This is a genomic window from Fusibacter sp. 3D3 (assembly GCF_001748365.1).
In the GTDB taxonomy this organism is placed as follows: Bacteria; Bacillota; Clostridia; order Peptostreptococcales; family Acidaminobacteraceae; genus Fusibacter_A.
Map to the genome: position 1 here is coordinate 329,705 of NZ_BDHH01000003.1, position 12,559 is coordinate 342,263.

Below are 12,559 nucleotides of genomic sequence, written 5' to 3' on the forward strand. Positions count from 1 at the left end.
GTCCTATTTGACCTTGCATGGAGCAAAAGCAATACAGAGAATCATTTTTGGCCTCCTTATAATGGATATGTATAGATGGTTATGAAGACACTTTGACCTTATAGTCATATGGGGCAAGCAATGTGCATATATACTATAGAATACACGAATGAAGTTAAATTTAACAGGATAAAGTTTTTTTATAGGTGTTTTTTAGACTGTGGCAGAATAGCATGTAAATTATAGATAGATACAAAAATCTAGAATGGCTTTATAGAATTGATTATTAGGGCTAATAAAGTTATAATTAGAGTGAAATTAAGACGAAGTTAATAGGATTTAATCATGTTTTAGAAGGATTGGTGATTTTTTTGTTGGACAACTTAAAAGAGATTCGATGGCGACAAAGATTTGAAAATTATGAGAAATCTTATAGATTGCTTGAACGTTATGCAGATCAGCAAATAGAATCAGAAATTGAAAAAGCCGGTATGATTCAGTTTTTTGAGATGGCTTTTGAATTGGCGTGGAAAGTTATGAAAGATTATTTGGAAAGTGAAGCTTATGAAATTAAGAGTCCTAGAGAAGCGATTAAACAGTCGTTTCAAATCGGTCTTATAGATAACGGACATGTTTGGATAGAAGGATTAACCGTCCGCAACCTCACCGTTCATACTTATGATGAACAATTGGCTGATAAGATGATTGATGATATCAAGACCATTTTCTTTCCTGAACTTAAAAAGTTTTATGAGCGTTTGCTAAAGGAGCTTTAAATGTTTGGTCTTAAAGATTTAGATATTGAAATCATTAGAAACGCTCTTATAAAACATCCCGAGATTAAAAATGCATCTATTTTTGGCAGTAGAGCCATGGGCAATTATAAAAAAGGTTCTGATGTTGATCTTGTAATATTTGGTGAAAATATAACGCATACGATTTTACACGATGTATTAGATGAGCTCAATGAAGTATCACCCCTGCCGTATTTTTTTGATATCCTTGATTATAAAACCATATCTAATGTGGCATTAAGGGAACATATTGATCACGTGGGAAAGTTGATTTATGAAAAAGAAAAAAGCCTATAGATTCATCTAAATACTTTAAAATTATAGTGCACTCTCAATTCTGCTAATGGTGGAATTGAGGGTGTTTTTAGATTGGTTCGGCTTCATATGAGAAATTTATTATTTTAGCAATAGCGATTGGATAAATAAAGTTCAATAAGCTATAATTTAAGCATGAGATCAAAAAATCTAAAGTTTAATATTTTTAACATTAACATAGATGGTATGAGTCTGTTACTTCATACATACGATGTGGAGGGAAAATGAAACTCGTTTATATATGGATTGATAAATTCAGAAATTTTGAAAGGGAAGGAATTTCTTTCTTAAACAATGGCAAGTATTTTTATGACAAAGCTACGCATCGTTTTAATATAGTAGCGAATATTAAAAGCGTTTGTATATATCCAGAGTACATCTCTGGCATAAATGCAGTTGTAGGCGCAAATGGAGTTGGAAAGACAAATCTGATCGATCTGATTAGTCTTCGTAAGTTGGATCGAAATAAACAAAATGAAGAATTTGAAGTGATCTATAAACCGAGGAAAGGGAGTAAATTCAAAAAGCCTGAAGATTTACAAAGAGTGGATAAGAACTCTGCCTATTTTTTCGTGTATGAATATGGTGAAGATAATGGTGAAGCACTTTATTGTGTGGAAGGCAATGATATAGAGCGTTTTAAAGAGATCTTTCATGGTGGTCAGACAATAGAAGAGGAATACTGGAAAGAGAAGTATTGGTTTTCTTTTATTTGTAAGTACGTTGATGGTCAATTTGAGTATCAGTATAATACCAATATAAAACTAGGCGAATATAAGATAGGAAAATTTGAAGGTGATGGCATTAGGATTACAGGTGATTATAGGGAAGAGCAAGGTAAGAGATGTATCATATCTTTCCGAGAAAAATTGAATCCAAAATATTATGATAGACGAAGTCAAGAATTTGACGATGAAACTTATATTATGATTCCAAGGCGCGTTGCAACCTTTCGTTCAAACCTTGTCAGTAGTCAATTTAGATTTCTAAACAGCTATCTAAAAAATAAAGATAGGAAATTGTTCAAAGATAAGAATTATTATTTGAGAATTTATTATGGCGATGAATGGGAACTGGATTTAAAATATATGGGTCAAAAAGAGCTAGAATTAATCAGTTTTGAGGGCCTTGAAAATAATAAAGACATCAATGCATTAACAATACTTGATGCGTTTGTAAAAAAGTTTTTTTATCATATCATTGACCGCGATAATAAAGAGCCTGAATATATAGAAAAAATAATTAAATGTAAAACGGATCTAGAAAGCATCTCTTCTGTCGAAAAAACCTTTGATCGGTATAAACCGTATTATAGAACTCTTATAGGTATAATTTGCGAATTTTTTGTTGAAGAGAAAGAGGATAGGCGCCATATATATGGCGCTTATGAAGACCTTGTTGATTCAATGTTAAAAGCGTACGAACAGATTGAATTTTATAAGGATTACTTTGAAATCAATGTGGGAGATGCTGATAATATTGGGGCTGTAATTGCATTATTAAATAAGAGTGTGGATGAAAAAAAATATTCTAGCATGAATAAGAACTTTACAGTGTATGGAGATTTCTTTTCTCATGCGTTTGAACGATTGAGTGATGGAGAAAATGCTCTTTTGGGGATGTATGCTTCGTTATATGAACAACTTAATACGCTTACTGGCAGTAGAGAAAGTTATATTTTGCTTCTAGACGAGCCCGAAATGCGAATGCACCCAGAGCTCTCTAGAAATTTTATTAACGATCTGATTCTGTTTTTAGGAGATATAAGGACTGAAGGTGTCGTGTATCAAATTATCATTTCAACGCACTCTCCATTTATACTTACAGATGTCAAATCAGATGGTATCGTTTATTTGGAACGATTTGGAGAGGTCACTCATGTTAAATCTGATGTTGAAATTATGCCCTTTGGTCAAAATATCCATACTTTGTTAAGTAAAGGCTTTTTCATGAAAGCCACGATGGGTGCATATGCTAAAGATTTTATCAATAGATTAATAGATGAGATCAAAAGCATTCAAGGATCTGAAAAAGAAATGAGTGATGAAGATTTTAGTTTGTATCAATTAGAAATAAATTTAATAGGTGAGGAACTCATTCGCAATAAATTATTGCAATTGCTTGAAACTGTCTATTATAGAAATATAAAAAATGTAAACAAAGAACTTGAAAGGTTGGAGGCAGAGAAAGAGCGTTTAGAAAGTAAAATGAATATTTTAAAAGAAAGGAAAAATTATGATTCCACTTCGAATTCCTAAAGAAAAATATGAGCAATTAAATATTTTGAAACAAAGGGACTATTTGGACTATCTCAATGAAGTGCATTTTAGTAATATCAAAAAGGGCATGAGTAAATTCACTCAAGTGGATGAGTGGGTCAAAAAAGAGATCGGGAGTATAAACAGTGTGCATTATGATTTTGAGACAGTCATAAAAGCGGATCCCAGTAGGTTAAAAGTGATTCAAAATATTATTGATAATAAACGAATTGACGATTCGCATCTGTGGCAACTATATGACTCGGATAAAAAAAAGTATGCCTACAGGGAACCCTTAAGAAGTGTTGTCAATTGGTATAATAATAGACTCAATAAGTATAAGTTTACATCTGATTTAGGATTGACGGTTTGTCCTTACTGTAACAGAAATTATATATCCACTGGGAAAAAAAGTGGCAAAAACAGGGTAACTTCTCATATTGAACACTTTTACCCAAAGTCAGTGTATCCGCTCTTAGCTTTGTCTTTTTATAATCTTATGCCAGTTTGTCCCTGTTGTAATAGTCTTAAAGGGGAAGAGGTGTTTGATGTTTCGATTTATGATATTGAAGATTCGGATAAACACTTGAGATTTATAATATATCCGAATAACGATGAGTTTATGTCGTCTGTTGATAACTTTGAAATTGAACTGGATTATTCACAGGAATTTGAGCACAATGTAGAACACTTGGCTTTGAAGTCGCTTTATGGAACGCATAAAGATTATGTGCTAGAGATCATGAAAAAGAAAGAAATTTATACGAAGGCTCTAATAGGAGAAATATACGAAAATAATGAAGGGCTTTTCAGTTCAAAAGAAGAGATGCTGATTGCTTTATATGGGAATTATATTGAAGAAGTGAACATTCATAAAAGACCTTTAGCAAAACTCACAAAAGATATTTATAATGATCTTGGCATAATTCGAAGTAAAATGGTATAGGGACATTTCCAAGCTTTTTTCAAATTGGAAATCAGTTTAAAGACTATAGAAGATGATAAACGTAATTCATAAAAATATTAACTTTTGTAGTCTTAAAAACATAAGTAATAAGATTATGTTCGTTGTGTTATGAGCTTAAAAGGGGGAATGTAAGCGTGAAAACAATAGAGTTACTGTATATTAACTTTATAAAGCATCCATTTTTAACGGGGTTAGAAATTAATTTATCGCAGGAATTTAGCTTTAAATTGGAGCATGATGTGTTAAGTTTAGAAAAGTTAGAGTGTGTTAACCTGTTTAAAGTTCCCATAATAAATTTTAACTTGATCGTTGGGGAAAATGGTGTGGGTAAAACAACGATTCTAAATACAATATCCGATGTCTTGAGTAGCAGTGTCACCAAGGATATTTTATTGATCGTAAAAAAATCAGATAGCATTGAGATTTGCTGTGATATAGAAACGTTAAAATTTGATTATGAAAAAGCAAGTAAAATTGCAAACGCCTATAAATTTTCTCATAAGAGAACAGGTTTTATCCTTGATATAGTTTCAAATGCGGAAACAAACGAAGCTAGTAAACAAGAAATTTCAAATGTTATCTATATGCCAAACTTTATTGACGATAGTATAAATGAAGGATCTGGACGCTCAATAAATGGTCATAAACAGAATTTTTCTCTTGAAAGTATCATTGGAAACTTGGATGGTTATTTAGATTATAAAAATTTTATTAAAAACAACATTAAATCTTCTTTGGCAAATTATAAACTCATTCATAAGATTCATCAAATTGAGTTTCTAGCAAAAGGAGATTTAGAACTTGATATTGAAACACCGGATAATGTCAGCGTGGCCTTTTCTGGTTTTTACGCTAACTTAAATAACGCACAAAAAACATATCAGAATAAGCAACGCCTTAAAGAATGGATAGGTCAGCTTTTAAAGACATTCAAAGGAAAACCGAATTTGATATGGATACTAAACGTACATTTAATATTTTCGCTATACAATTGTATCAACTTCCCTAATTTTTTAAAGCATATCATTAATGAAGGCAAATATAAGCCATCAAAATATTTAGAGCGTGGGAAAAGTGGTGATTTTGAAACGGACAGAAATGATGTAGAAAAAGAATATCAAAACGGCGTGGAAACAATCGTAAAAAAATATTTACAAAGCGACTTCTCAAAAGTGGCTTCAGCTAAGGTGGCGTTAAAAGAATTAGAAGATTGTTTTGAAAATTTGATTAATAAGACTGGAATAGCGGATTTCTATTCTAAGAATGAGGATGATGATGATATCGCAATTCAAGTAGAAATTGAGGCCTTAACAAAGGCGTTTGTTGTAATTTTAGAGCGATTTAACTCAATGTATGATAGCGCTTCAAGCAGTCTTAATTTGAAAATAGAAGACGCTGGGGAATTTATGCGCCAGTATTTAATTATGAGAAAAAATACGGATTATCAGAATGCTTTTATTTTATTGCCAAGTAGTGTTAAGTATTATCTAGAAAATGAAGCATTTTATTTCAGTTCAGGTCAAGAGAGTATGATTAATCTATTCACCAATATCAACTTAGCGATTGAAAATTTAAAGAAGGTAAAGGACGAAAATGAGGTTTCAATGATATTGCTCATAGATGAACCTGATAATGCGTTTCATCCAATATGGCAGCAGAGGTTTATTAGTATATTCAATAAATACTTTGACTTAAAAGCGTTTGAAGGATGTCGTATACATGTGATCATGACGACGCATTCCCCCATTATCACTGGAGACTTGACCTCTAACCATGTCATCTTTCTTAAAAAGTCTATAATTGGAGAAAAAACAAAAATACAAAACATTACAGATGAGAAACCTAAAACTTTTGCTCAAAATATATACAATTTGTATAAAGAATCTTTTTTTATGGAAGATGGCTTGATAGGGACTTTTGCAGATGATATTTTAATAAAATTGTATCATTTTCTTGAAAAACCCTTAGAATCGTCTGCTAAAAGTTTAAGTAAGAGAGCGTTTGGGCCGAATGAAATTCAATTCTTGATTGATCAAATAGGGGAACCACTGATAAAGATGAAATTTGAAGCAATCAAGCATGAGTGGGAGAAAAGAGCTCCAAAAGATAAAAGTGATTCATCAGATAGTCTGCATCTAAAGATGGATACAATTGAAAATAAAGACGAATTTAGAAATGAATTGGATGAACTGGTTAAAAAATATGGGGGCACATATGATTCCGATAAAAGTTAAGGAAGAGTCTGCTATGAATCATTATTCAGTGATTGAGAAACATTTGAAAATAATTACAAAAAAAGGTAAAACCAAATATAGTTATTATGATTTAGAGCGTTGGGTACAAAAGATAACCAAAGATGAATTTGATTTGAAAAGTCTCATAACTGCAAAACCAGAAAAATTGAGCTACATTAAGAATTTAGTAGAAGATAATCCCGATTATAAATTAGATGGAAAGGATAAAGGTAAAAGAGAAAGTGATTATGAGCATGGAAAATATTTCGAGTGTATCTACGCAAAATTTTCATCAAGTTCAGACACGCATTTCTCAACGTACGATTATAATGCACTTAAATTAATTGAGGACTTAAACTTAAAGGTTTGTCCTTATTGCAATAGAAACTTTATCACAAACACTGAGCGGACCAGTAAGCAAGGTAACCCTTCTATCATTAGAACCGCACAATTAGACCATTTTTATCCAAAAAGTGAGTATCCCTATTTAGCTTTGTCATTTTATAATCTTATTCCTGTTTGTCCCTCCTGTAATAAAAACAAGCATGTATATGAAATGGGTATTAGTCCCTATGAAATGAAATCTTCGGATGATCACCTAATTTTTGATTATGGTTTTGACGGAAGCGTCGGTAAATATAAAGTTAAAGTTTCCTATAAAAGTGAAAAATTCGAAACAAATGAAAAGGTACTTGGATTAGAGGCGTTGTATAAAGTTCACGATGATTATTGCGATGATTTGATTTTGCGAATAAAAATCTATAATGAGTCATATAACGATGATTTGCAAGGCTTTTTCAGAAAGCTTGATGGTAACAGGAGTGAGAACAATTTATCTGAAAGTGATGTTAAGAGATTGATTTTGGGAAATTATTTTGAAGAAGATGATTTACAAAAACATCCACTGTCCAAGCTGACAAAGGATATTTTTCAAAAGTATGGATAAAAGAAAACGCATTTTATAAACAGTGCAATATGATAATAGGTGGTGATAAGCTTGATTCAAAAAATATTAAATATCATTAAGCAAGGCGAAGGTTTAAAGATCGAGTTCAAAGAAAGTCAGAAAGCATTGAACAAAGATGTATATGAAACGGTATGTGCATTTTTAAATCGATTTGGTGGCGAAATACTGCTTGGCGTAAAAGATAATGGTGAAATCGTAGGCGTTGATCAAAACAGTATTCCAAAAATAAAAAAAGAATTTATTACAGTTATGAATAATGGCAATAAAATCAATCCAACTTATTATCTAAGCATTGAAGAATATAACATCAATGAAAAAGCAGTGCTTTATATCTTTGTACCAGAGAGTTCACAAGTACACAGGTGCGGTGGTAGAATCTATGATCGAAATGAAGATGGTGATATGAATATTACAGATCATACGAATCAAGTGGCAGCACTTTACCAGAGAAAACAATCAACACACTTTGAAAATGATATTTTTAGGTATGTTCAATTGTCGGATTTACGGACTGACCTAATTGCTCAAGCAAGAAAAAGAGCTGTACTTAGAGATGTTAATCATCCATGGAAAGATTTAAATGATTTAGAACTTCTAAAAAGTGCAGGGCTTTACAGCATAGATTATAAAAATAATGTAGAAGGATTTAATTTAGCGTGTATATTGATCTTCGGAAAAGATCAAACGATTATGTCGGTAATGCCATATCATAGAGTTGATGCCATTGTTAGGAAAATAGACTTGGACCGTTATGATGATCGTGATGACATCCGAACGAATTTGATAGAAACTTATGATCGTTTGACGGCTTTTGTCGTGAAGCATCTACCTGATCCATTTTATTTAGAAGGTGATGTCCGAATCAGTATTCGCGATAAAATATTCAGAGAGGTGATTTCAAATATTCTTATACATCGAGATTATAGCAATCCATTTCCAACAAAACTTATTATTGGCGATGCTCGGATTTTGACAGAGAATGCGAATAAGCCTCACGGAAATGGTATTATTGATCCCAATAATTTTTCGCCTTATCCTAAAAATCCCACCATAGCAAAAGTTTTTAAAGAGATGGGCCTTGTGGATGAACTCGGATCAGGTGTTAGAAATATTTATAAATACAGCAGTTCATATTTTGGTTTTGAACCAGAGCTCGTTGAAGGCGATGTTTTTAAAATTGTTTTTAGAACAAAAGAAGCTACCACGCAAGCTACCACGCAAGCTACCACGCAAGCTACCACGCAAGCTACCACGCAAGCTAATCCCCAAGTTGAAGAACGGTTGAATTTGTTACTTGAATTTTGTAAAGAACCTAGAACAAGAGGCGAAATGCAAGCATATTTAGGACTAAAAAATCGTGAATACTTTAGAAGAACAATATTAAAACCACTTCTTGAAGAGGGGAAACTGATGTTGACCATTCCTGATAGTCCAAGCAGTCCCAATCAAAAATATGTAAGTAAAAGCACAAGTGTAAACGATTAATAGATGACTTAAAATAAATAAGACTTAGTGGACCATAAGGGCATACCCAAAAGTCTAAGTAAGGGACAGATCGCAACGAGAACAAGCTGGGTGATGGACCAAATCGTAAAACAGTATAAGGGTTATAGTAAATAAAAAACTTTATAAACAAGGGACTTTATAAATTAGTCAAAGAAGTTTATAATAATAAAAAATAGTTAGCGTGTCAATAGTTAAGCAACCCTCTACCTTATGATGTCGTTTACCAGTAGTAGGCGATACTATATAGGGTAGAGGGTTTATGCGAAACTAGATTTTGACACGCTAACCAAAAAAATATAAAATCAAGGCTTACAGCTAGTAAATTTCAAATCAGAAAGGATCAAGACCATGGCAGAAATAAAATACGAAATTACAGAAACAATAGGCGCTATCTCTGAAAACAACAAGGGATGGTCAAAAGAATTAAACCTCATCAGTTGGAACGATAGAGCCCCTAAATATGATCTTAGAGATTGGGCCCCTGAACATGAGAAGATGGGCAAGGGCATAACGCTTTCAAAGGAAGAGTTGATTAAATTAAAAGAATTACTCAATGGCTTAGATTTATAAACGCATGAAGTTGTAATTAATGGATAGCATAATCGGTATCCCAGTACTCGAAGTGATAAGATGATGAAGATACGTGGAGGAACGATATGAAATTAGATTTAACAAGTCTTGAAAAAGCATTGAAATCATATGAGAATGCGCTTGGATTTGCAAAAGAGAGATTGAATAATCCAGTTTCATCCGTTGAATCAAATGTGGTTAAAGCTGGTGTTATTCAAAATTTTGAATTCACATATGAACTGTGTTGGAAGTTTATGAAAAGATGGTTGGAATTCAATCTCATGCCTGGTCTATTGGATGGTGTATCGAGAAAAGAACTTTTCAGGCACGCTTTAGAACATAAATTGATATTAGATTTTAATACGTGGGTAAAATATCATGAGCTTAGAAATACAACATCTCACACGTACAATTACGAGATTGCAGAAGAAATTTATGAGATGGCAGATGAATTTTTTTTAGATGCCAAACACTTATATCAGATGATTGAGGCTAAAAATGAGTAAAGCAATTCACCTCACACAAGAAGAAATAGTTGAACTAAAAAGAATGCTTTCTGAGCATTTAGAAGATGAGATGGTCATATTGTTTGGTTCTAGAATCAATGGGAAGTCTCATACACATTCAGATTTAGACCTTGCAATTAAAGCGGCTGATAAATTGTCGTGGTCAAAAATGAGTGATTTACGAGAAACCTTTGAAGATGCTTCTTTTCCATTTCGAATTGATTTCTTAGATTATCATAGAATTTCGACGGAGTTTCAAATGATTATAGATAAAACAGGCATCTTGTTTAACTACCAAATCTAATGGGAGAAAATACGAATATTAAAATGAGACAGGTGATTTAATGACAGAAGTGAACCGAAAAGCAGGATTAAAAACATTTGAGGGCGTCTATACCCCTACATTACTTACCATTTTAGGCGTTATACTCTATCTAAGGTTAGGCTGGGTCGTGGGAAATGTAGGGCTTATTGCTACAATAGTCATTATCGTTTTAGCCCATATGATTACACTCACCACAGCCCTATCAATGTCGTCTATGCTCACCAATATTAAAATTGGTTCTGGTGGGGCGTATGCCATCATCACGAGATCGCTTGGGCTTGAGATGGGTGGTGCAATTGGCATTCCACTTTATTTGTCTCAAACATTCTCTATTGCCTTTTATATAACGGGTTTTAGTGAACTTTGGATTACATTTTTTCCAAATCATTCTCAAGTTGCTGTTGGCATAGGCACTTGGTTTGTCTTGTCGGCAATTTCAATGAAAAGTGCCAAACTGGCTTTCCGTTTACAATATGGCATATTAGTGGCCGTAGGATTATCCTTGATTTCTTTTTTTATAGGTCCTAATTTAAACGAAGGTTCACTTGTCTTAAAAGGGTCTTTTCAGATGAGCGAATTTTGGAAGACATTCGCTATTTTCTTTCCCGCTGTAACAGGTGTTTTAACAGGCGCAACCATGTCTGGGGATCTAGAGAATCCTAGAGAAAGCATTATTAAGGGGACACTTGCCGCTATTTTTACTGGATTTGGGGTCTATTTATTTGTTGCTTTTTGGTTTGCACATCAAGCCACACAAGAAATGTTGCTCACGGATCCTTCGATCATATTCAAATTGGCGGGGGTTAAAGGACTTATCATTGCAGGGGTCATGGGGGCCGTGCTTTCGTCGGCACTTTCTACTTTAGTAAGTGCACCGAGGACTTTATCGGCACTTGCGGAAAACAGAGTGGTCCCCTTTAGCAATATTTTAGGGAAGCAGACGGCCAGTGGTGAACCTTTAAATGCCATAATGCTCTCATCCATCATCTCCCTAATTGTAATCGTTGCGGGGAATCTCAATAGCTTGGCAGAACTGCTTACGATGTTCTTTTTGACGACATATGGGATGATCAACATTGTCGTGTTCTTAGAACAATTTACAGGTGTTATAAGCTATAGACCTAGCTTAAAGATGACAATTCTTGTGCCAATTATGGGTGCGTTGGGTTGTCTATCCGTAATGTTGCTGATTAATCCTCTATTTACAATTGTGACATTTGTAATCATTGGTATGATCTATTCATATCTAAAGACGAAAAATTTGGTATCCCCTTGGGGAGATGTTAGAGGCGGTATATTTATATCTGTTGCAGAATGGGCTGCACAGAAAGTATCCAGCAGTCCATATCATCCGAGATTGTGGAAACCTTCAATTGCAATTCCAGTAGAAAAGCCAGAAGATTTTAAACGACTTGTAAAAATAGTGTACAATCTCGCATATCCTTCAGGGCGGGTATATTATCTTACGTCTACAGAAAATCAGATTATGAATCAAAGTACTGAAAAAGAAATTGAAAGGGTCTTAAATCCATTAAAAGAGAAGCGCATTTTTGTTCAAAAGACGATTATTACATCTCCAGATTTTGAATCCATCATTGCACCAACGCTTCAGTGTATGAAAAGTTCATTTTTGCCGCCGAATATCGTTCTGTTTACGGTGAGTGATAATAAAGAGAAACAAGACAAACTCAAGCAGATTATAAAATCCATCCAATTTTTAAAAACCTCCTATTGTTGTCTGTGGATTCATCCCAAAATGGGATTTGGCATAGAAAATAAAATAAACCTTTGGCTGAGAAGCAAAAGTCCCAATAATGATTTAGCCGTTCTGTGTGCGTTGCAGCTTTCAAGGAACTTTGGTGCAGAACTTAACTTGTGTAGAGTTGTTCGAAATGAAGCGGAACAAGAAGAAACGGTGAAAAAAATGCTTACTTTTGTTGAAGATGCTAGATTGCCCGTTAATACGAAAGTACGTGTTCTTTTGGGGTCTTTTCATGAAAATATTGTTACGACACATGCAGATTTAAATATAATCGGTATGCCAGTAAGTTATGAGTCTATGATTGAAATAATAGATATTGTACCAAGTAGTGCTTTATTTGTATCATCCATAGGACATGAAGACGTTATGTTGTAAA

The 12,559-nt window shown here is 33.4% G+C and carries 11 protein-coding genes; all 11 read left to right on the plus strand.

Annotated elements, in window-relative coordinates:
• Positions 1 to 341 precede the first annotated feature (341 nt).
• On the plus strand, positions 342 to 755 hold the full coding sequence (locus F3D3_RS05465) for a nucleotidyltransferase substrate binding protein (RefSeq protein WP_242877081.1): 414 nt from the start codon (positions 342 to 344) through the stop codon (positions 753 to 755).
• Entirely contained in the window at positions 756 to 1,070 is a 315-nt protein-coding gene (locus F3D3_RS05470) for a nucleotidyltransferase family protein (RefSeq protein ID WP_069871911.1), read from the plus strand.
• Positions 1,071 to 1,312: 242 nt separating this feature from the next.
• Positions 1,313 to 3,346 (plus strand): AAA family ATPase, encoded by a 2,034-nt coding sequence (locus F3D3_RS05475; protein WP_069871913.1) that lies wholly within the window; start codon positions 1,313 to 1,315, stop codon positions 3,344 to 3,346.
• Entirely contained in the window at positions 3,324 to 4,292 is a 969-nt protein-coding gene (locus F3D3_RS05480; RefSeq protein WP_069871915.1) for a hypothetical protein, read from the plus strand. The genes F3D3_RS05475 and F3D3_RS05480 overlap by 23 nt, the downstream gene beginning before the upstream one ends.
• Positions 4,293 to 4,447: 155 nt before the next feature.
• Entirely contained in the window at positions 4,448 to 6,547 is a 2,100-nt protein-coding gene (locus F3D3_RS05485) for an AAA family ATPase (protein WP_069871916.1), read from the plus strand.
• Entirely contained in the window at positions 6,528 to 7,493 is a 966-nt protein-coding gene (locus F3D3_RS05490) for an HNH endonuclease (RefSeq protein WP_069871918.1), read from the plus strand. Before F3D3_RS05485 ends, F3D3_RS05490 begins: the two co-directional genes overlap by 20 nt.
• 51 nt (positions 7,494 to 7,544) lie before the next feature.
• Positions 7,545 to 8,999, plus strand: coding sequence for an RNA-binding domain-containing protein (locus tag F3D3_RS05495; RefSeq protein WP_242877082.1), 1,455 nt, complete (start codon positions 7,545 to 7,547; stop codon positions 8,997 to 8,999).
• 369 nt (positions 9,000 to 9,368) lie between these two features.
• Positions 9,369 to 9,590 carry a YdbC family protein gene (locus F3D3_RS05500; RefSeq protein ID WP_069871920.1) on the plus strand — a complete coding sequence of 74 codons (222 nt, stop codon included), beginning with the start codon at positions 9,369 to 9,371 and terminating at the stop codon, positions 9,588 to 9,590.
• Positions 9,591 to 9,676: 86 nt separating this feature from the next.
• A complete protein-coding gene (locus F3D3_RS05505) occupies positions 9,677 to 10,096 on the plus strand; it encodes a nucleotidyltransferase substrate binding protein (RefSeq protein WP_069871921.1) in 420 nt (139 codons plus the stop codon).
• Positions 10,089 to 10,400 (plus strand): nucleotidyltransferase family protein, encoded by a 312-nt coding sequence (locus F3D3_RS05510; RefSeq protein WP_084388840.1) that lies wholly within the window; start codon positions 10,089 to 10,091, stop codon positions 10,398 to 10,400. The genes F3D3_RS05505 and F3D3_RS05510 overlap by 8 nt, the downstream gene beginning before the upstream one ends.
• Positions 10,401 to 10,440: 40 nt before the next feature.
• On the plus strand, positions 10,441 to 12,558 hold the full coding sequence (locus tag F3D3_RS05515; RefSeq protein WP_069871923.1) for an amino acid permease: 2,118 nt from the start codon (positions 10,441 to 10,443) through the stop codon (positions 12,556 to 12,558).
• The last annotated feature ends 1 nt before the right edge of the window (position 12,559 follow it).